16 protein-coding genes and 1 pseudogene are annotated in these 22,180 nt (G+C 43.7%); 9 read left to right on the top strand and 8 right to left on the bottom strand.

The annotated features are described in order from the left end of the window. Positions 1–328: 328 nt before the first annotated feature. The gene (locus tag HWQ41_RS08290; RefSeq protein WP_292761412.1) at positions 329–955 is read left to right on the top strand and encodes a DUF4126 domain-containing protein; all 627 of its coding nucleotides are present in this window, start codon (positions 329–331) and stop codon (positions 953–955) included. A 138-nt stretch (positions 956–1,093) separates the two neighbouring features. On the opposite strand, the gene HWQ41_RS08285 is transcribed toward HWQ41_RS08290, so the two are convergent. After that, positions 1,094–1,297: a hypothetical protein gene (locus tag HWQ41_RS08285; RefSeq protein ID WP_292761409.1), complete on the bottom strand. Its 204-nt coding sequence runs from the start codon at positions 1,295–1,297 to the stop codon at positions 1,094–1,096. Positions 1,298–1,401: 104 nt separating this feature from the next. Next, on the bottom strand, positions 1,402–1,629 hold the full coding sequence (locus tag HWQ41_RS34265) for a hypothetical protein (RefSeq protein WP_366931644.1): 228 nt from the start codon (positions 1,627–1,629) through the stop codon (positions 1,402–1,404). Between the two features lie 198 nt (positions 1,630–1,827). On the opposite strand from HWQ41_RS34265, the gene HWQ41_RS08275 reads away from it, so the two are divergent. Beyond that, the gene (locus HWQ41_RS08275) at positions 1,828–2,757 is read left to right on the top strand and encodes a leucine-rich repeat domain-containing protein (protein ID WP_292761404.1); all 930 of its coding nucleotides are present in this window, start codon (positions 1,828–1,830) and stop codon (positions 2,755–2,757) included. A gap of 236 nt (positions 2,758–2,993) precedes the next feature. Next, entirely contained in the window at positions 2,994–3,872 is an 879-nt protein-coding gene (locus HWQ41_RS08270; protein ID WP_292761402.1) for a peptidoglycan recognition family protein, read from the top strand. A gap of 155 nt (positions 3,873–4,027) precedes the next feature. Here the strand turns inward: HWQ41_RS08270 and ribBA are convergent, their stop codons facing one another. Next, on the bottom strand, positions 4,028–5,701 hold the full coding sequence (ribBA, locus tag HWQ41_RS08265; RefSeq protein ID WP_292761400.1) for a bifunctional 3,4-dihydroxy-2-butanone-4-phosphate synthase/GTP cyclohydrolase II: 1,674 nt from the start codon (positions 5,699–5,701) through the stop codon (positions 4,028–4,030). A 305-nt stretch (positions 5,702–6,006) separates the two neighbouring features. Between ribBA and argC the strand changes: the two genes are divergently transcribed. After that, the gene (gene argC / locus HWQ41_RS08260) at positions 6,007–7,065 is read left to right on the top strand and encodes an N-acetyl-gamma-glutamyl-phosphate reductase (protein ID WP_292761397.1); all 1,059 of its coding nucleotides are present in this window, start codon (positions 6,007–6,009) and stop codon (positions 7,063–7,065) included. A gap of 95 nt (positions 7,066–7,160) precedes the next feature. On the opposite strand, the gene eno is transcribed toward argC, so the two are convergent. Beyond that, the gene (eno, locus tag HWQ41_RS08255; protein WP_292761395.1) at positions 7,161–8,450 is read right to left on the bottom strand and encodes a phosphopyruvate hydratase; all 1,290 of its coding nucleotides are present in this window, start codon (positions 8,448–8,450) and stop codon (positions 7,161–7,163) included. Between the two features lie 272 nt (positions 8,451–8,722). On the opposite strand from eno, the gene gloA reads away from it, so the two are divergent. From gloA to rpmB, 4 genes are all read left to right on the top strand, one after another. Continuing rightward, positions 8,723–9,157, top strand: coding sequence for a lactoylglutathione lyase (gene gloA, locus HWQ41_RS08250; RefSeq protein WP_292761394.1), 435 nt, complete (start codon positions 8,723–8,725; stop codon positions 9,155–9,157). Positions 9,158–9,777: 620 nt separating this feature from the next. After that, positions 9,778–12,420 carry an ATP-dependent chaperone ClpB gene (gene clpB / locus HWQ41_RS08245; RefSeq protein ID WP_292761393.1) on the top strand — a complete coding sequence of 881 codons (2,643 nt, stop codon included), beginning with the start codon at positions 9,778–9,780 and terminating at the stop codon, positions 12,418–12,420. A gap of 354 nt (positions 12,421–12,774) precedes the next feature. Then, positions 12,775–14,766: a molecular chaperone HtpG gene (gene htpG, locus HWQ41_RS08240; protein ID WP_292761391.1), complete on the top strand. Its 1,992-nt coding sequence runs from the start codon at positions 12,775–12,777 to the stop codon at positions 14,764–14,766. A gap of 130 nt (positions 14,767–14,896) precedes the next feature. Then, positions 14,897–15,133, top strand: a complete 237-nt coding sequence (gene rpmB / locus HWQ41_RS08235; protein ID WP_100900070.1) for a 50S ribosomal protein L28 — start codon at positions 14,897–14,899, stop codon at positions 15,131–15,133. A 121-nt stretch (positions 15,134–15,254) separates the two neighbouring features. Here the strand turns inward: rpmB and dgt are convergent, their stop codons facing one another. The 4 genes and pseudogenes from dgt to HWQ41_RS08215 form a co-directional block, all read right to left on the bottom strand. Beyond that, a complete protein-coding gene (gene dgt, locus HWQ41_RS08230; protein WP_292761387.1) occupies positions 15,255–16,604 on the bottom strand; it encodes a dGTP triphosphohydrolase in 1,350 nt (449 codons plus the stop codon). An 80-nt stretch (positions 16,605–16,684) separates the two neighbouring features. Beyond that, positions 16,685–17,161: pseudogene (locus HWQ41_RS08225) on the bottom strand (Uma2 family endonuclease); the annotation flags it as partial. Positions 17,162–17,865: 704 nt separating this feature from the next. Next, on the bottom strand, positions 17,866–19,422 hold the full coding sequence (locus HWQ41_RS08220) for a pitrilysin family protein (protein ID WP_292761384.1): 1,557 nt from the start codon (positions 19,420–19,422) through the stop codon (positions 17,866–17,868). Positions 19,423–19,632: 210 nt separating this feature from the next. Next, positions 19,633–21,318 (bottom strand): pitrilysin family protein, encoded by a 1,686-nt coding sequence (locus HWQ41_RS08215; protein ID WP_292761382.1) that lies wholly within the window; start codon positions 21,316–21,318, stop codon positions 19,633–19,635. Between the two features lie 150 nt (positions 21,319–21,468). On the opposite strand from HWQ41_RS08215, the gene HWQ41_RS08210 reads away from it, so the two are divergent. After that, positions 21,469–22,083, top strand: a complete 615-nt coding sequence (locus tag HWQ41_RS08210) for a TetR/AcrR family transcriptional regulator (RefSeq protein ID WP_292761379.1) — start codon at positions 21,469–21,471, stop codon at positions 22,081–22,083. The last annotated feature ends 97 nt before the right edge of the window (positions 22,084–22,180 follow it).

Here is a 22,180-nt window from a genome sequence, read left to right as displayed (position 1 = left end):
CACAAGTCTGAAATAGCTGATTAACCAAGGTTTTACCCCACCCTAACCCTCCCCTGATAAAGGGGAGGGAACCAAATTTCCTATTTCCCCCCTTTATAAGGGGGGATTAAGGGGGGTAATTCACTGAGGAACGAAACGCAACCTACTTTGGAGTTATTTTTTAGGCAAAACCTACGCAGTATTGACACAGGTGGGGTTTCACTGATTCTACACATAGTCAGATGAAATACTTTAGCCAAGTTTCTTATCTTAGGATCACAACTTAGAGTTGTCACTCCGTTCAGCTCAAAGATGGAAAAAACACCAGGAGTATAACTTGAGTCTTACTATGGATTTAAATTCTTTGTTCAATCTAAATACATTTATTGAATTATTACTGGGGATTAGTTTGAGCGCGGCGGCTGGCTTTCGAGTATTTGTACCACTGCTAGCATTGAGTGTGACTTCAGTTTTTGGACATTTGGATTTGCCGACTAACTTTGATTGGCTGGAAACACCTCAAGCTGTAATTGTATTTGCAGTCGCTTGTTTGCTGGAAATTATCGGTTATTACATTCCTTGGTTGGATCATCTGCTGGATATTGTTGCCACACCTGCGGCATTTATCACTGGGACAATCGTAACAGCATCTGTTGCTCCAGAGATGAATCCATTGGCGCAATGGACGTTAGCTTTAATTGCAGGTGGTGGAACCGCAGGATTAACTAAAGGATTAATGAATACATTGCGGATAAGTTCTACAGGCGTTTCAGGTGGATTAACCAATCCACTTGTGTCAACCATTGAGTTGGTCATCGCCATCGGACTGTCTGTGCTGGCGCTAGCTTTACCAGTGGTAGCAGGAGTGATTGTGATTGGTTTTGTAATAATAGCTATTCAAAGAATCTGGAGTTTCTTCAATAAACCATCTTCTCAAACTAGCGAAACCGTCTCTCCATCAAGAGAAGTGGGATAAGTACTTATATGGATTGGTTTCATAACTGCGACGCCGAATAGCCCGTCGTAGACATCGCAATTATAAAGCGATCTTTATTAGTGTTTAGTGCCAAAGTTCAGGAGAATCGTAGGTTGGGTTGAGGAACGAAACCCAACATCACCGCGCTGTAAGTTCATCAGCAAATACTTCGTCGTAAATGTCATTATCAAGGCTTACCCAATCCTGATAAGCCTGAGATTCAACAGCAGGATTAACAGCTTTTTCGCCATTCTTGAAAGAAACAGCTAAATCAAGCAATGCTGATAACTGCTCATCATTTAGTTGTTCAATCAGACTTAGAAGTTCTTGACGAATATTCATGGAATTGCCGACTGCTAACTATATTCAATGTATGCCATAAGGCGATCGCCTGTAGGGTTGGTGGTGCGATCGCTATTATAAAGAGATCGTAGTCGTAGGGTGTGTTAGCGCGAAAGCGTAACGCACCTTTGATACTCGTGAATGAGTCTTTGAACTCCGTTAACGAGTCTTTGAACTCCGTTAACGAGTCTTTTAGCTCCGTTAACGAGTCTTTTAGCTCCGTTAACGAGTCTTTGAACTCCGTTAACGAGTCTTTGAACTCCGTTAACGAGTCTTTGAACTCCGTTAATGAGTCTTTTAGCTCCGTTAACGAGTCTTTTAGCTCCGTTAATGAGTCTTTTAGCTCCGTTAATGAGTGAATGTTATTGCCAGGCGATCGCCTACGGCAAGTATTGCATCCTAAGCACCCTGCTAATTTAAATATTACAGCCCTTTCTACGCAGATAGAACACATTAATCTAGCCCCACTCCCCATAACCTGCGATACACTAATCTGGTAAATATCGCTACAGAGTTGGTAAGGTTTGCAGGTGACAAACGAAGAACTGTTGCAAATTATTGAAAAAGCTGCCAGGGAAAAACCAACGGTGCTATCCCTATATAACAAGAGACTCAGCAGCCTACCGCCAGAAATCAGCCAACTCTCAAACTTGACAGCGCTAGCCCTCGATCAAAATCAACTCAGCAGCCTACCGACAGAAGTCTACCAACTCTCCAAATTAACAGCGCTAGACCTCAATAACAATCAACTTAGCACCCTGCCGCCAGAAATCAGCCAACTCTCTAACTTGAGATGGCTATCCCTCTTTAACAATCAACTCAGCAGCCTGCCGCTAGAAATTAGCCAACTCTCCAACTTGACTAAGCTATTCCTCAATCACAATCAACTCAGCAGCCTGCCGTCAGAATTTAGCCAACTTTCCAACTTGACTGAGCTAGCCCTCAATCACAATCAACTCAGCAGCCTGCCGCCAGAAATTAGCCAACTCTCAAACTTGATATCGCTACGCCTCAATCACAATCAACTCAGGAACCTGCCGCCAGAAATCAGCCAACTCTCTAACTTGACTAAGCTATCCCTCAATCACAATCAACTCAGTAGCCTGCCGCCAGAAATCAGCCAACTCTCTAACTTGACAATGCTAGTCCTGAATCACAATCAACTCAGTAGCCTGCCACCAAAAATTAGCCAACTCTCAAACTTGACTGAGTTATACCTCTCTAACAATCAACTCAGCAGCCTGCCGCCAGAAATCAGCCAACTCTCCAACTTGACTGAGTTATACCTCTCTAACAATCAACTCAGCAGCCTGCCGCCAGAAATCAGCCAACTCTCAAACTTGACAAGCCTATCCCTGAATAACAACCCAAAATTAAGCTCGCCGCCGCCTGAAATTGTTGAGCAAGGAACGCAGGCAATTTTGACCTATCTTCGAGCCAGGTTAGAAGCTAAAGGATAATATCTTTCTAAGTTGCTAGTAGTTGGTGAAGGGGGTGTAGGTAAAACATCCTTATTAAATGGCTCGTAACAGCACTATTGCAGAGATTATAAACGTATATTTGACTAGAATTAAGGTATTATAGCGATTATTGTTTGGATACCATTTACGGTAGGGGTTTACAGAAGTGCGCCTCTACGAGTGACACGCCAGTTTAGCTATAAATTAATATCTACCGTTTTACTGGTATTAGAAAAATGAGGTTTACAGACTGGGCGACTAGGGTGCTACTAATCTCACTGATGTTTATGGCTCTAATTGTAGTGCTGCTAATTGGACGAGCAACGAAATTACAACATAATCCGATAACATCCCATACATCCTATCCACGGGTTACAGCTTGGAGTCAATATCCCCAGGCGCAATTCCAATCAGCGAAATACCTAGAGAATAAATCTCAAGTTGTTCTCAAGTCCCCAGTTAAGACTAACAAGGCTGTAGCAAGGTACATAACCACTCAAGCTTTTGCACATTACAGACCTAATTATCAAGTTGCTTCGGTTGACCCAAGTAACTATGGAGAACGGTACGCCCAAGATGTTAACGGCGTTCCTGTCAACAATCAACCAATTATCGTCCTCCATGAAACAGGTTATTCTGCTTCCAGTGCCGTTAATTTCTTTCAAGTAGCCCATAACGATGAAACTGTGCAAGCAAGTTACCACGCTTTAATCAAGTTAGACGGAACGGTGGTTTATCTAGTACCGCCAGAAAAGCGGGCTTTTGGTGCAGCAAACTCAGTATTTGATGGTTCCGAGGGAGTGGAAACTGTGCAGACTAATCCACATTTGCCTCCGTCTGTGAATAATTTTGCTTATCACGTTTCTTTGGAAACACCGCCAGATAGTTATGACAGTAGCAGCCAACAAACCCATAGCGGTTACACGGAGGCTCAATATAATTCTCTTGCTTGGTTAATTGCTCAAAGTCAAGTAAGAAACGATCGCATTACTACGCACCGTCTCGTAGACCGCTCCGGTAAAAAAGTTGACCCGATAAATTTTGATGGTCATAAATTTCTGAACTTACTTAATACTTATCGTCAGGTCAGACCAATCTATAGAGTAAGTAATTAATTTATAGCGGTTCCCAGGTGCATGAAGTACATCAGATTAAAACCTCACCCCCAACCCCTCTCCTTAGTAAGGAGAGGGGAGATGAAGCATAGCTTTATCGGGGTGAGGTTAATCTCTACCTCATGAGATTAGGAAACGCGATAACATTATCGAAGCTATTTGCTAAAGCTATAGATTTGCTGCTTTTCTAGGCGATCGCTAATCGATGAAGGCAGTGTACCATCCGGGAATGTCTGCCGATCTAGTTGGACTTGTAAATTACTTAGGGGATCGCAACCAGAGGAAATCAGAAATTCTAGTTTCTGGATGTAAGGCAAAGTTGCGAGGTTGTCCAGAATTTGGAAGACAGCTTGTATATAAGGATGACCACTTTGCTGATACCAATCAGGGCTAGCAACTTTTGGCTGATCAAAACCCAAGTGTACTGTTAAAGATGGCTCGTCAAATAGAGCGATCGCTAAGGGACGCGCTTCTTCCTGCAACAATAAATCATTACTTGTCGCTAAGTGTCGCATTTTCTCTAAGCGTTCATAACGTTCCGTCACAGCTTCCGGGTCATCTTGCCAGTGGATTGCTACTGTCACCAGATAAGTCTGTAACAGCATATGACCCAGCTTTTTCGCCTTTGTTGCCAGGTAATAGGAATTGTAGTCGGTTGCCTCAATCAACAATGGCAAGCGATCGACTACTTCCAACCCATAGCCCTTGACTCCAGCAATTTTACGGGGATTATTGGTAATCAGGCGTATCTTTTTGATACCCAAATCCATAAGCATTTGTGCCCCCATCCCGTAGTCTCGCAAGTCAGCCGGAAATCCCAAGCGCTCATTTGCCTCTACTGTATCCAGCCCCATATCCTGCAAAGAGTAGGCTTTCAGCTTGTTAATCAAACCGATTCCCCGCCCTTCTTGGCGCAGGTATACAACTACACCTTGACCAGCAGCCTCAATCATTTTCAGTGCAGCTTCTAACTGCATCCGACAGTCGCAGCGCAAAGAACCCAAAGCATCACCAGTTAAGCATTCTGAGTGCATCCGCACCATCACTGGCTCATCTTTGAAGTTAGCTGGATCACCCTTGACAATTGCAACGTGTTCTGTATTATCCAGAGTATGGCGGTAGGCGTAAATTTCAAACTGACCGAATTCACTAGGCAGCTTGGTAATCACCTCACGATACACCAGGCGATCGTGTTTTAGCCGATAACTAATTAAATCCGCAATACTAATAATTTTTAAATTGTGACGTTTAGCGTATTCAACTAACTGCTGCAATCGCGCCATTGAACCGTCGGAGTTTTGAATTTCGCAAATTACCCCAGATGGGTATAGCCCTGCGAGTCGAGCTAAGTCTACCGCAGCTTCTGTATGTCCGGCGCGTTTGAGTACGCCTCCCTCCTTAGCCCGAATCGGGAAAATGTGACCAGGACGACGTAAATCGGTAGGTTTTGTGGCTGGGTTGAGAGTAACCTGGATAGTGCGGGCGCGGTCTTCTGCTGAGATGCCAGTGGTAACACCCAATTGCGGCCCGGCATCAATACTGACAGTGAAGGCGGTTTGGTTAGTATCTGTAATGTTGCTTACCATCAAAGGTAAGTCTAACTCGTCTAGGCGATCGCCTGTCATTGCCAAACAAATCAGCCCTCTAGCTTCCACCGCCATGAAATTAATCATGTCGGGTGTAGCAAATTGGGCAGCACAGATTAAGTCGCCTTCATTTTCTCTATTTTCATCATCTACCACTACAATGACGCGACCAGCTTTTAGGTCTGCTAAGGCGGCATCAATCGAATCAAATTTAAAAGCTTGGGTAGTATTAGGCTGTGACACAAAAAGATTTCCAGCTATAAACGTAAATTTTTTTAACAATTTCTTCTTTTTGATTGTAGCTCCTTTACAAGGCAGAGAAGTAGACTAGCAATGATTTGATAACGTGGCAAAAATTTTTGCCATTAAAATTGGGTTCAAGGGTCAATTAACTGAAATTTTATATAGACTTTGGACTCTTGATTTTGGACTTTTGACTCGCCAAAACAAAGTGGAGGGGTTTGGGACGTTTTGTGCGCTGCCCTAGTCGCTGATATTGTTGATAGCTGAGAACGAATTAACCATTCATGGGATAAGGATTTCAGATCATGGGCAAATTTAGACGCGTACCCGTTGGGATTGTTGGCGCGTCGGGCTATGGCGGAGTACAGTTAGTACGACTACTGATGGATCATCCAGAAGTCGAACTGGTTTATTTAGGCGGTGAGAGCAGTATCGGGAAATCCTTCGGCGATGTCTACCCGCATCTTGCTCATGCAGCTAACTTGCTAATAGAGGCGGTAGAACCAGAAATAATTGCTCACCGCTGTGAAGTAGTTTTCCTGTCTTTACCAAATGGTCTGGCTTGCCAAATCGCGCCCAAACTGTTGGAAAAAGGATGTAAAGTACTAGATTTGAGTGCAGATTATCGGTTCAGTGATTTGACAACTTATACAAATTGGTATGGAACAGAGAGAAGCGATCGCACAATTGCAGCTACAGCAGTTTATGGATTACCAGAACTTTATCGCGATCGCATTGCTGAAGCTCAACTTGTTGGCTGCCCTGGTTCCTATCCCACTGCTAGTCTCCTTGCACTTTCGCCACTCTTAAAGCAAGGTTTAATAGTACCAGAAACAGCTATTATCGATGCCAAGTCTGGCACATCTAGCAGTGGACGACAAGCCCAAACTAACTTATTACTAGCTGAAGCAGACAACTCCATAGCAGCTTTCAATGTCGGACGTCACCGTCATACCCCAGAAATTGAGCAAATTTGCAGTGACTTAGCTGGTCACGAACTCATGATCCAATTTACACCCCACCTGATCCCAATGGTGCGCGGTATTTTGGCAACGGTATATGCCACACTGCGCGATCCTGGTCTAGTGCGAGATGACTTAATCACAATTTTCTCAGCCTTCTACCGCAACTCTCCTTGGGTGAAAATCTGCGGTAGCGGCGTTTACCCTCAAACCAAGTGGGCTAACGGCAGCAATCTTTGTTATATCGGTATAGAAGTTGACCCGCGCACAGGTCGTGTGATTGTCATGTCAGCAATTGACAATCTAATTAAAGGACAGGCGGGCCAAGCGATTCAGTGTCTAAACTTGATGATGGGCTGGGATGAAACCTTGGGGTTGCCCAAGTTGGGGTTTTATCCGTAATTGGGGATTGGGGATTGGGGATTGGGTATTGGGTATTGGGTATTGGGAAGAATTCTGCCCCCAGTCCCTAGTCCCTAGTCCCCAGTCCCCAGTCCCTACTTCGGCCCTAAACCCACAGCACCAGCATAAACGGCGCGATCGCCTAATTCATCTTCAATTCGCAGCAAGCGATTATATTTTGCTACCCGTTCGCTGCGACAGAGGGAACCTGTTTTGATTTGACCGGCACGGGTTGCTACGGCTAAATCAGCGATCGTTGTGTCTTCAGTTTCACCAGAACGATGGCTAATTACTGAACGGATAGCGTTGCGAGTTGCCAAATCAATCGTTTCCAAGGTTTCGGTAAGCGAACCAATTTGATTGAGTTTAATCAAAATAGCATTAGCGGCTTTTTCCTGGATGCCTCTTTGTAAGCGCGTGGCATTGGTAACAAACAAGTCATCTCCTACCAATTGCACCCGCGAACCTAACTTCTGGGTGAGCAATTGCCAACTTTGCCAATCTTCTTCATGTAAGCCATCCTCAATTGATACAATTGGGTATTGATCAACTAGTTGCGCGAGGTAATCAATAAACTCACCTGGGGCGTGAGGTTTACCATCGTAAACATACTGCCCATTCTTGTAAAACTCACTAGCTGCCACATCTAACGCCAAAGCTACTTCTTCCCCTGGCTTATAACCAGCTTTCTTAATGGCAGCAACCAGCAATTCTAAAGCCACTTGATTAGATTCTAGGTTAGGGGCAAAACCGCCTTCATCGCCCACACCAGTAAGCAAACCCTTCTCATCTAATACTTGACTGAGGGTAGCAAACACCTCTGCACCCCAGCGCAACGCTTCCCGGAAGGAAGTTGCGCCAATTGGGACAATCATAAACTCTTGAAAATCCACATTGTTTGAGGCGTGTGCGCCACCGTTAATCACGTTCATCAACGGCACTGGGAGCAAATTTGCTAAAGGCCCACCCAAATAGCGATACAGAGGAATTGCTAGAGACTCAGCACCAGCTTTGGCTGCTGCTAGGGAAACCCCCAAAATCGCATTAGCCCCCAAATTGGATTTGTTAGGAGAACCATCTATAGCGATCATTGTGCGGTCTAGCAGTTCTTGGTTGAGGGCATCCAAGCCTAACAATTGTGGTGCTAGTGCTTCTCTAACGTTTTGTACTGCCTTGAGTACGCCTTTGCCTCCATAACGGCTTTTATCGCCATCACGCAGTTCGTGAGCCTCAAAAGTGCCAGTCGAGGCACCACTGGGAACCTGCGCCAATCCGACAACACCGTTGGCTAAATGCACTTCGGCTTCAATTGTCGGTCTACCGCGTGAATCAAGAATTTCACGGGCTGCGATCGCCTCAATGGCAGTATCTAGAAATTTACTCATCTGTGCTTTATCCTTTATTCGAGTGTGTTACGCATACAGTCCAGTTGCCTAACCCAATCGCTAGCATAGGCGGTTAAGAGACTTTCTCGGCTGAGATTAAAGAAGATTTCCATTATAGGGATAGGGATCAATGCCAAGAATGGGTAAGGGAATGTTTATTCTGTCCTTTACCTTTTAATTTTTTCCCTGATGGCATTTTTACCTTAAGATTTTGAGCTAGGTAAAATGTTGGCAGAGAATAACACTAAATCAATTACAGAGAAAAGGTCAATATGCGATTACTACACACAATGCTGCGGGTGGGCAACCTTGAAGAGTCCTTAAAGTTCTACTGTGAACTTCTAGGAATGAAACTATTGCGCCGAAAAGATTATCCAGGGGGAGAATTTACCCTGGCTTTTGTGGGCTACGGTGATGAAAGCGACAACTCGGTAATCGAACTAACCTACAACTGGGGGGTGGAAAAGTACGAATTGGGTAATGCTTACGGTCACATTGCTCTCGGCGTTGATGATATTTACGCTACGTGTGAAGAAATCCGTAATCAGGGCGGTAAAGTCGTGCGCGAACCAGGGGCGATGAAACATGGTTCGACAGTGATTGCTTTTGTGGAAGATCCAGATGGGTATAAAATTGAACTAATTCAGATGGGAACTCAAGGGTCAGCAGTCAAACAGGAATCACCAGAGCAACTTGTGAGTCAGTAATTCTTATAATTAAGAATATATATAGCAGTTCTCGTTTGGATGCAATACATGGTATGGGCAGAGCAATGATCTGTCCCGATGAGTGGTCTGTATTCCATGCAATTTAGAACCGCTATAGCTCTATCGCAGGCAATAAAGCTGTAGGAAAATCCACACTGATGTTTTGAAAAGCTGAACCAGATGCGGGGAGATTGATTTTTCCCGCAGACAGGTGTCTTGCGCTCCTGTTACCCGAACGCGCGAGACTTTTCGCTTTTTGCCTCCCCTTTTTAGGCGGGTTAGGGGATCTTCTCTGCGTAAATCCTATTAGTATTACCCCCATACTGTCGTTGATGAGCAGCACTAACAGCGCAGGCGTAGCCCGTCGTAGACATCGCTGCAATTGCACATCTGGCAAAGTCCACTCAGAACAGTATTTTCGTTTTAAATTAGGAAATAGGTAATGGATCAAACTATCATCAATTACTAATCCAAAATTGCCACTAGAGATACACGCGGATATACGCTGAGAATGTTTGGATAATTATCTGGGTACTAAGGAGTAGGGTTACAACCACTCCCCACTCCCTTTAATAATCCGCAATCCCTAAACTAAAAATCAAAATTCCAAAATTCTAAAGATGCAACCTACAGATCCGAATAAATTTACTGATAAAGCCTGGGAAGCAATTGTAAAATCTCAGGATATAGTCCGTGCTTATCAACAACAGCAACTAGATGTTGAACATTTAATTATTGCCCTGTTAGAAGAACCTACTAGTCTCGCAATACGTATCCTGGCTCGATCTGAGGTCGATCCAATCCGCTTGCAACAGCAACTAGAAGCCTTTACCCAACGTCAGCCGAAAGTTGGTAAAAGTGATCAACTCTACCTTAGCCGCAGTTTAGATGTTTTACTAGACCGAGCCGAGGAAGCTAGAGCCAGGATGAAAGATTCCTACATTTCGGTGGAACACATACTTTTGGCGTTTGCTGAAGACGATCGCATTGGACGAAAGATACTCAAAGGCTTTAATGCGGATACAGCTAAACTAGAAACTACGATCAAAACCATTCGCGGTAGCCAAAAGGTGACAGATCAAAGCCCAGAATCCCGCTATGAAGCCTTACAAAAATTTGGTAGAGATTTGACAGAACAGGCAAAAGCTGGAAAACTCGACCCGGTGATTGGGCGGGATGACGAAATTCGGCGGGTAATTCAAGTCTTGTCTCGTCGTAGCAAAAATAACCCCGTCTTGATTGGTGAACCTGGGGTAGGTAAAACTGCGATCGCTGAAGCCTTAGCACAGCGGATGGTAAATGGTGATGTTCCCGAATCTTTGAAAAACCGCAAACTGATCTCTTTAGATATCGGTAGTTTGATTGCTGGGGCAAAATTACGAGGAGAATTTGAAGAACGCCTAAAAGCAGTCCTCAAGGAAGTTACAGAATCTAATGGCGACATTGTTCTATTTATTGACGAACTGCATACCGTAGTCGGTACAGGTTCCAATCAACAAGGGGCGATGGATGCGGGAAATTTGCTCAAACCGATGCTGGCGCGGGGAGAACTGCGTTGCATTGGCGCAACTACCCTCGACGAGTTCCGCAAACACATTGAGAAAGATGCTGCCCTAGAACGCCGCTTTCAACAAGTATTTGTGGATCAGCCAAGTGTGGAAAATACTATTTCCATTCTGCGGGGATTGAAAGAACGCTATGAAGTTCATCACAACGTCAAAATTTCTGATTCAGCTTTGGTAGCAGCAGCAACCCTGTCAGCACGTTATATTAGCGATCGCTTCTTACCAGATAAAGCCATTGATTTGGTAGATGAAGCAGCAGCACAGTTAAAAATGGAGATTACCTCCAAACCGGCAGAATTGGAAACCATTGATCGCCGCCTCATGCAGTTAGAAATGGAAAAGCTGTCATTAGCTGGCGAAGAAAAGAGTACTCCCCAAACGAGAGAACGTTTGCAGCGAATTGAGCAAGAAATCGCCAATTTAACGGAAAAACAGCAAATATTTAATGAGCAATGGCAAGGTGAAAAGCAGATATTGGAGGCGATAAGCGCCTTAAAGAAAGAAGAAGATGCGCTGCGAGTACAAATTGAACAGGCAGAACGCGCTTATGACCTAAATAAAGCTGCCCAACTGAAGTATGGCAAATTGGAGGGAGTGCAGCACGAGCGCGAAGCTAAAGAAGCGAACCTTTTAGAAATTCAAAACCAAGGTTCCACGTTGCTGCGAGAACAAGTTACTGAAGCCGATATTGCGGAAATCGTCGCCAAATGGACAGGAATCCCTGTCAATCGCCTGTTGGAATCGGAACGGCAAAAATTACTGCAACTAGAAAGTCATTTACATGAGCGAGTCATTGGGCAAGAAGAGGCCGTAGAAGCGGTAGCAGCCGCAATTCGTCGCGCCCGTGCGGGGATGAAAGATCCCTCTCGTCCCATTGGTTCATTTATGTTCATGGGCCCCACAGGTGTGGGCAAAACCGAACTCGCCCGTGCTTTAGCTCAGTTTCTCTTTGATTCTGATGATGCATTGGTGCGCTTGGATATGTCTGAGTATATGGAAAAACACTCAGTTTCCCGCCTTGTGGGAGCGCCTCCAGGATATGTAGGCTATGAAGAAGGCGGTCAACTTTCCGAGGCGATTCGCCGCCGTCCTTATTCGGTGGTGCTGTTGGATGAAGTCGAAAAGGCGCACCCCGATGTGTTTAATATTTTATTGCAGGTGTTAGATGATGGCAGAATTACTGACTCTCAGGGAAGAACGGTAGATTTTCGCAACAGCGTTATTGTCATGACCAGTAACATTGGTAGCGAACATATCTTGGATGTATCTGGTGATGATTCCAAGTATGAAACAATGCGCGTTAGGGTAATGGAAGCCCTGCGATCGCATTTCCGCCCAGAATTTCTCAACCGCGTTGATGACATTATTCTCTTCCATACCCTAAATCGCACCCAAATGCGGCAGATCATCCGCATTCAACTCAAACGGGTAGAAAATCTTCTCCGCGAGCAAAAAATCTTCTTTGAGATATCCCAATCTGCCTGTGATTACCTTGTCGAATCAGGCTATGACCCAGTTTACGGTGCCCGCCCACTCAAACGAGCAATTCAGCGAGAAGTCGAAAACCCCCTCGCCACCAAGTTATTGGAAAATACTTTTATCTCTGGAGACACGATTATCATTGACAAAAATGAAACCGGTCTGTCTTTTAGCAAAAAAGTGCCAGTGAAGGTGTCAGTACCACAGATTGCTACATAGCCCAACTAGACTAAGGGATTTCCAACAAATAAATTATTCAATCTTGTGGGGTGGGCGTCTCGCCCGCCCATAGCCAAAGGCGGACAAGATGTCTATCCCACAAGAAGTAGTTGAGTATTTTTTTATTTGTCAGTCCCTAATAGACCTGCGTTGAAAGTCGGGAGTCGGGAAATCCGAATCAGAAAATGGGGGGAAACAATGCTCAAAAAACGAGCGTAGGCGCAAGCTATGCTTTTAAAATCCTAATTGGTATCATACCCTTCTGTGTTCTCCGGGTTTATCCTGGAAAACAGATGGCTAAGTTGTATTACCTACTATCATCATTTCAGATACTAACATTGAAGATTACCAATTATGCTAGAACAAGGCACTATCAGTATTCATACTGAGAATATTTTCCCGATCATTAAGAAGTCGCTCTACTCAGATCACCAAATCTTCTTGCGGGAACTGGTATCCAACGCTGTAGACGCCATCCAAAAGCTGAAAATGGTATCCCGCGCCGGAGATTATGCTGGAGACATCGGCGAACCGGAAATTGAAATTGCCATTGACAAAGATAACAAAACCCTATCCATCTCCGATAACGGTATCGGGATGACCGCAGAAGAAGTTAAGAAATATATCAATCAGGTTGCCTTCTCTAGTGCTGAAGAATTTATTCATAAGTATGAAGGCAAATCAGATCAACCGATAATCGGCCACTTCGGTCTTGGCTTCTACTCTTCCTTCATGGTGGCGCAAAAGGTAGAGATTGATACCCTCTCATATCAAGAAGGGGCGCAGGCGATTCACTGGACTTGCGATGGTTCTCCAGCTTTCACCCTAGAAGATTCGCCCCGGACAACTCGCGGCACTACTATTACTCTCAGCTTGCAAGGAGAAGAGGAGGAATTTTTAGAAACAGCACGGATTAAGAATCTTGTCAAGACATACTGCGACTTCTTGCCAGTACCAATTAAACTCGATGGTGAAGTCTTAAATAAGCAAAAAGCACCGTGGCGAGAGTCTCCGAGTAATCTGAGTCAAGAAGATTATTTAGAGTTTTACCGCTACCTGTATCCTTTTCAGGAAGAACCACTGTTGTGGGTACATCTAAATACTGACTATCCCTTTATCATCAACGGGATTCTGTATTTTCCCAAAATGAGGCCGGATGTAGATGTTACTAAAGGGCAGATCAAGCTATTTTGCAATCAAGTTTTTGTTAGCGACAACTGCGAAGAAATTATTCCGCAATTTCTAACTCCAATGCGGGGTGTGATTGATAGCACCGATATTCCCCTGAACGTATCGCGCAGTGCCTTGCAAGGCGATCGCACCGTGCGGAGAATTGGTGATTACATAGCCAAAAAAGTAGGCGATCGCCTCAAAGAACTTTTCCGCGACAACCGTGAACAATACATCAGCGCCTGGAAGGATCTTGGCACCTTTGTGAAATTCGGCGTTCTCAACGACGAGAAATTCAAAAAACAAATCGAAGATATCATCGTCTTCCGCAGCACAGCCAAGCTGACAGAAAAACCTCCTGCTGAAACTCCAGTGGTTGAAGTACAGTCTTCAGAGGGGGATGCTTGGCAAGATGTCACTCCTCCCTCACCCACCCCTGATTTTTCAGCACCCAGCGCTCCTTACACCACACTGAAAGAGTACTTAGAACGTAACAAAGAACATCACGAAAACCGGGTTTTCTACAGCACCGATGGAGCAACCCAAGCTACCTATATAGAACTACACAAAAATCAAGGCTTGGAAGTCCTGTTTATGGACTCCTTCATCGATACCCACTTTATCAACTTCCTTGAGCGGGAATATCAGGATGTTAAATTTACGCGGGTGGACTCCGACTTAGATAATACCCTGCTAGAACAAGACAAAGCTACGGAAATTGTTGATCCCAAGACGAACAAAACTCGGAGTGAGACGATCAAAGAGTTATTTGAAAAATCCCTCAACAAACCTAAACTCAACATCCGCACCGAAGCGTTGAAATCAGATGATCCTCAAGGGACACCACCTGCGATCGTGCTTCTACCTGAGATTCTCCGCCGTATGCGAGAAATGAATGCCATGATGCAGCAGCAGACAGTAGATTTTCCCGAAGACCACGTTTTGCTGGTAAATACTGCTCACCCGCTAATTCAAAATCTGGTAAATCTTAACCAAGGTAGTATTATTCAAGGTGACGGTCAATCGCCTACAGATCAGTTAGTGAACTTGATTTGCCAACACGTCTACGATTTAGCGCTGATGTCTCAGAAAGGATTTGACGCTGAGGGGATGAAATCATTTGTCGAGCGATCGAATGAGGTACTTACCAAGCTGACGGAACAAGCTGGTAAATAGTGCTGAGTTTGGAGTTAGGAGTTATTTCGCCCCCTGCTCCCCACTCCCCACTCTCCTTTCCTACTTCTGTTGCCTAAGACCTAAAATGGAAAGGCTGTATTAAAATAACAACAATCTGGAGAGACTTGCTATGTCCCGTCGCTGTGAACTAACTGGTAAGAAGGCAAATAACGCCTTTGCTGTTTCCCACTCCCACCGCCGTACTAAACGCCTTCAGCACGCCAATCTACAAAGCAAGCGTGTTTGGTGGGAAGGCGGAAATCGCTGGGTGAAATTAAAGCTGTCTACCAAAGCAATCAAAACCCTACAAATTAATGGGTTAGAAGCAATGGCAAAAGAAGCGGGCATTAACCTGAATCATTACTAAGTAATGTAGATTTGATAACCTGAGACTTTCGTTAGGTGGAATACAGGTGATTGGTAGGGGCATACAGCTAGCTGTGCGCCCCTACTGCTTAATATCAAAATCTAGAAGGATAAACATTCAACTAGACTATATAGTCCATTACAGATCCATGATCTATACCTGCAAATCTACGGAACATCAGAATTGCTTCCATTTCACTAAAACTGGCAACTATATCAACTGCTATTCTTACTTTTTGATTTTTCTGGTCTCCCGTTGTTAATAATCTTTTCAAAGAGCCATTTTCTAAAAAATGAGCAGGTATCAAATTCACTTGATTAGTTTCAAGTGCTTCCTTATAAACATCAAACAGTGTTTTGATAATTTTTCTTTGACCATATTGTTGAGTCGTAAGTCGTGGATTAAGGATCACATATTTCCATACTATTTGTTGCAGAAATTTTAGCTCTATTTCTATTTTTATTGAGCGCTCTAGATAACCGTGTTCCCCATAATCTTCTTTTAGACTAACAGATTGAATATACTTCTGAATTAAATTAGAACTAACGCTTTTTATAGATGCGATTTGTTCAATCGAACCAGGATTATATCCTTTTTTATTGCTATATAAATTGAGTATATTTTTTAAATTGCTTTTTTGTTCTGATTCATTAATTTGCTCTTTCAATTTGCTGTCTGATATGGTTATTATCCAATTAGCTAAAAACTTATCAAACTCATCTTCATTGTTGATAATAGTTTCTAGAGGAATTAATCCAGCAAGATAAAAATCTTCTAAATCATGAACACTATAGGTTACGTCATCAGCAAAATCCATTATACTGGCTTCAAGAGTTTGTTGATAATTTTGCAACCCAGTTGCTGAAAGTTCTCTCACAAACTCAAATGCTTTTCGATCTTGATCATAGATTGAGTATTTTTTTGATCTCTTTTTTGACTGAGTATTCCCATTATCTCTCTCACAAAACCAAGGATATTTTAAAGTTGCATTTAAAGTTGCTCTAGTTAAATCAAGCCCAGGATATTCAGTGCGGTGAGGTTCAAGCAAGGTTAATATCCTGAAAGTTTGTGCATTTCCTTCAAATCCATCAGATAGTCCATGACTCCTTGCAAGTTGATCAAGTTCTTTTTCAGCAATATGTCCAAAAGGTGGATGACCTAAATCATGCGCTATTGCAGCTGCTTCAACTACATCAGGATCAAGACCGCCAGATTTATCGATCAGATTTGAATTTGAATTATTTAGTTCCTTTAACCTTTCTGCAAGTCGCCTTGCAACCTGTGCAACTTTTAACGAATGGGTTAAACGGTTATGAAAAACATTGCCCTCACTTGCACTTACAACTTGAGTTACTTGTGCAAGTCTTCGGAAATATGCAGAGTAGATTAGACGGTCTCGATCTATTTGAAAAGCTCCTCTTTGATCACCTTGCTTACCTGAGTTATACTGACGAATTTCTCTATTATTCATTTTCAGATTTTTTATACATTTACTACTTAATGTAGCAATTTATATATAAAAGGCAATGATCATCAGACGACCTTCCGCTGCAATTGGAGCTTTCCTTGATCAAAACGCCAAAGCTCAGGTACTTTTAAAGCTTCATAAATATTAGGATGAGTGCGAGAAGTAATATCAATTTCTAGAGCTAAATCTGGAGGCGGATCTACTGTTAAATCTAGTCGCTTCTTGCCGCGAATCTTGGATTCATTTTTTATATAGAAACACTGATCAGGTTCTATACCTTGAGCCATCGCTTGGTTTTTGAAAGTGGTAGAACCAAGACATCTAAACTCAATATCTAATTCTTCCAAAAGCGCTTTGACTAAATCACCAATAATTTCTTTGTCATATTCATGTTCTGGCAGTGGTGCCATAATCTCCAGTATTCCCCTGTCATAAGCAATTCGTGCAGCGCGATGTTCCCCTAAATCCTCTAGTATTGCTGACAATTCCTGCCAGGTTATATCTTGCAGTATCACTCTTTGTCCTGGTGGAACATGGATGCGCTTTAATTCCAACAACATCATCTCCACTCCCAGTAGCTTAAACCTAAATTTAGCTTACTCTAGTTGACTAATAGGCTGCGGCAATTTTTGCTGCTTCATCACTAAAATTGTCGGATGCTTCGACACGCAGCAATAAGCTGTCCCACATTTAACTTGCATAATTAGGGCGGGCAAGATGCCCACCCCACAAGAGTTATGCTTAATTTGGTTATGCAAATTAGATATTTTTCAGCTTATTGCCTGCTTAAAAACCCGCTTATATCCCTCTTCTGTCACTCTCCGAAAACATTTGCCATTTCTGAATTCTAGAGCTTTTATCTACCAAGGGTTCACACGATTTTTTTCTAATAACAAATACAACACCCATTTTTTTCTAATAGGATAGCTTGTATTGATTGCCTGATGAGGCTTCTAGCGATTACCCTCCCGGAGAGTGACAAAAGAGGGATATAGCAACGGACAAGAAGGTTAGGACATTAACTGATGATAAAACCTATATACAAACAGACTTTCAACCCAGTCCCCAGTCCCCAGTCCCCAGTCTCCAGTCCCCTGCTATATAAGTGTATGGGGCGATCGCTCCTACATAGAAAAGCGTAGTTTGAAGAAAAAACCTCTGGAGTTCCCAGAGGTTTTGGTTCCTGATTTAGTTTCTACTTGTTACTACAATTTGTCCTCAGTCATTTCCCGATAGTGAAGGAAATTATTTGATTTGAGTAGGATTAATTCTTTGCCTGTGGCTGCGAACCAGGAATGGTTACATCTATTGGTGTCACTTGTGCTGCTAGCTGCGTCAATGGCGGTTGAATAGCGGTTTGATTACCCACCACTAGAGTCACGATCTTTTCTGGCTTGAGGTATTCTCGTGCTACCCGTTGCACATCGGCGGCTGTGGTGGCGGCGACGGCTTTTTGATAGCGAAAGAGAAAATCAGCAGGATAGCCGTAATATTCGTATCGCATCAACCGTGATAAGGTTTGGCTGGGGTCTTGAAAGTTGAATACAAAGGAGTTGAGTGTAGACTCTTTGGCAAAAGCCAGTTCTTTTGTTGTGACTCTTTGAGTTTGGATGCGCTTGATTTGATCTTGTAAGGCTTTGACAAACTGGACGGTAGCATCCGATCGCGTTTGTCCACCAGCAATAAATATGCCAGGATAATCGTAGCGGGGACTCCACTGGCCATAGACAGAGTAAGCTAAACCTTGACGCGATCGCACTTCATTAAATAAGCGTCCACCAAATCCATTTAACACCCCATTCAATACATCCAGCGCCGCATAATCGGGATTGTCGAACCTTCCACCTAAATGCCCCATAAGCACACTACTTTGCGTTAGTTGTGGCTGATTGACAAAAAAGACTCCACCTGTATTGGCTGGCGAAACATTTGGTAATTTGGGTTTAGCAATACCTGGGTTGCGGTTCCAGTCGCCAAACTTAGCTTGAACGAGCGATCGCATTTTCTTCGCCTCAAAATCCCCTACAATCCCCAAAATCATATTATTGGGGTGGAAATATTGCTGATAGAAATTGAGCAAATCCTCACGGGAAACTTGATCCACCGTTGTATACTCTATTGTGCGAGCATAGGGGCTATCTTTCCCATAAATCAATTTCTTAAATTCTCGACTAGCAATCCCATCTGGATTGTCATTGCGACGGGCAATGCCACCCTTAGCTTGTGTCTTAGCCAAGTCTAGCTTTTCTTGAGCAAATACAGGCGATCGCAGTACCTCAGCAAACAGCCCAAACACCGTTTCTAAATCTTCACTGAGTGCGTCAAAGCTAGCACTACCAGAAGCTTCACCAATACCAGTTTCTACAGCCGCCGCCCGTTGTTCTAATATCTCGTTGAGTTCATCAGCCGAATGCTTCTTAGTTCCCCCAGTTCGCATCACCGCGCCTGTAAAACCAGCTAAACCGACTTTTTCCAGTGGTTCCAAGCGAGTTCCTGTCCGCACAAACGCCGTCCCATTCACCAACGGTAACTCGTGATCCTCCATCAAATAGACAACCAAGCCGTTTTGGAGAACAAACCGCTCATACTTGGGTAACTTGATCTCAGGTAGCGATGGCAACTGCAACTCTGTGTAATGCTTTGCCTCAGCCGTCGCCGCCAGAGAAAAATTACAAGTTAAAAGTAAACACGTAAAAACAGCAACCAAAGCATAAACAAGCCCCTTCCCATTTGGGATTTTAAGTCGCACCTTTGGTGCGCTTCCAGCGCAACTTAGATTTTGGATTTTGAATTGTTTACCCTTCACCTTATACCTCTGCATATCTCTCTTCCTTTGCGCCCTTTGCGCCCTTTGCGGTTCGTTTCTCTGAAAAGATGTTTTAAAAGTATTGGGCGAATAGAATTCGCTACTACACAAGCTCTCGTCCACGCAGGTGGACTAATGTAAATTCAAGGGTTTGTTAACCTGCGGAGGCAGGTAAAGTCTCGTGTAGCCGCGACTTCCAGTCGCCCAGACTTGACAAACAACCTCTTAAGCTTGTTTCGACAACAACTTACCAATCGTGCGATTTTGCGGCGTAAACGTCTCCTTTGCCACCCGCTCAATATCAGCCGTCGTCACCGCCGAAATGTTATCCAACTGCTTAAACAAATTCCGCCAAGAGCCAGTTTTCACCTCATATTCCAATAATTGTTGAGCCATCCCCATATTTGAATCGAGGGTACGTAACAAACCCGCCCGTGCTTGGGTTTTCACCCGTTGCAAATCAGCCGCCGCTACAGGCTCAGTTTTTAATTTGTCAATTTCTTGGCGCAAAGCTACCGCCAACTCATCAACTGTATGACCAGGAGCCGTGAGAGCATAGAAAAATATCAGGTTTGGGTACTTATCTCCAGGAAATCCACTGTAACCTTGGGCATTTAGCGCCAAACGCTGCTTTTCTACCAAAGACTTATACAACCGCGACGTGCGCCCATCACTTAATAAGCTGCCAATGATTTCATAGACTGCATTATCTGGATGGGTAATTGCGGGACGATGATAACCTTCTAAATACCAAGGTTGAGAAGGTAGCTGTAAAGTAACTTCTCGTGTTTGTTGTTGTGGCGGTTCCGCCGGGATTTGTTCAACAGCTTTGGTTTTTGCTGGATAGCGGCCAAAATAACTTTGTGCCAGTTTTTTCACCTCAGCCGCGTTGACATCTCCGACAATGGCGATCGCTAAATTACTTGGTACGTAGTGAGTATCAAAAAAATTTTGGACATCTTCGGGTGTCAGATTGCGGATATCTTGGTCATAACCAATCACTGGACGCTTGTAGGGATGGATTTTATAAGCAGTATCAACAAATTTCTCCAGCATTAGTCCAATGGGTGAATTCTCCACCCGCATCCGTCGCTCCTCTAAAATTACATCTTTCTCTTTATAAAACTCACGACTAATTACAGGATCGAGAAATCGCTCCGACTCCAACGACATCCAAAGTTCCAGCTTGTTGGCAGGAAAGCTGTAAAAATAACGGGTGGCTTCGGTTGAAGTATTGGCATTTAAACCCACGCCTCCGGCTTGTTCGACAATTTGCCCCAATTCGTTTTGCTTGACTAGCTTACCTGCTTGCGATTCCACTTGCTTAAACTCAGTTTCTAACCGAGCAACTTCATCTTTTTTGTCATCGGCTTTCGCTGTTTTAATTTGGGCATCCAACTTTTCTAAGGCTTCAAGCAGGGGTTTTTCTGCTTTGTAGTCTTTTGTACCAATGCGTGTCGTGCCTTTAAACGCCAAATGCTCCAGAAAGTGAGCTACACCAGTTTTGCCATCTACCTCATCTACACCACCCACATCCGCATAGGTGAGAAAAGAAACTACAGGCGCTTGATGTCGTTCCAAGACAATGAATTTTAGACCATTGTCGAGGCGAAATTCCGTTAACTGCTTGATCACTCGATCCAGATAAGGTTGGATCGAACTTTGAACTGGTGGAGTTTGAGATCCTTGGGGAGGAAGTGCCGTCTGAGTTTGAGCCAGAGCAATTTCTGGCAGCAATCCCCAGCAGAGAACGATCAAAGTTAACAAAGTGACAAACAACCGCCGCAATGTTACAGATACTTGATCTGACCAATCCAAAATCCAAAATCTGTCTTGGAAAGTTCTGATGGTCGGAAGCCGACCCTCAGACTTTCCGCAAAATCTCAAAATTGACCGACTGATCTGGTTCATAAGCAAAAATTAAGATAAAGTTACACTACGTAAAAAACAGGATACTTAGCAAAAGAGCGTTAATCTTGTATTAAGTTTTCAGGGTTTTTTCTACTTGACATTAGACTATAATGCGACAAATTCTGTTGCGGATATCTAACCATAACTGTTATGCGAGTTTTTAATTTTTCCCCGCCATCAGAGGCTCAGACACGCACCCGGATTTTACAAGCAGCACAACGGTTGTTTGGCTCTCAGGGATTTAACGGTACTACCACCCGCGATTTAGCACAGGCGGCAGGTGTAGCTGAAGGCACTCTATTTCGTTATTTTCCTAATAAAAAAGCAATTTTGGTGGAAGTAGCTACTAGTGGCTGGGTGGAGATTCTGACAGATTTACTGACAGAATTAAGTGAAATGGGTAGCTATAAAGCCATAGCTCAGGTGATGCGCCGCCGGATGTGGAACTTCCAAAAAAATGCCGATTTGATGCGTGTTTGTTTTATGGAGGTGCAGTTTCACCCCGATTTGCGCGATCGCATTCAATTAGAAGTGATTACCAAAATGACCGATGTGGGCGAAGCGTTCTTTCAAACAGCGATGGATAAAGGGATTTATCGCCAAATGGACGCGAAGTTGGTTGCTAAAGTTTTTTTGGGAATGTTTGCGATCGCAGGTTTTTCTAACAACACTCTCATTGAACCTGACGCTTCCCCCCAACAAATGCAGCAAATGGCCGAAGGACTCGCTGATATCTTCCTTAATGGAGTCTTAGCCAAAGAGTGAATAATTATGAATTAGGAGTTATGAGTTATGAATTATGAATTTTAACTCCTAATATCATGTCCGGGTAATTAGTTGTGATTCCCATAGTCATTGCACC

Source organism: Nostoc sp. NOS(2021), from assembly GCF_017115025.1.
Classification (GTDB): Bacteria; Cyanobacteriota; Cyanobacteriia; order Cyanobacteriales; family Nostocaceae; genus Nostoc.
The sequence above is the reverse complement of the archived record's forward strand: the minus strand, read 5'-3'. Positions and strand labels throughout refer to the sequence as shown.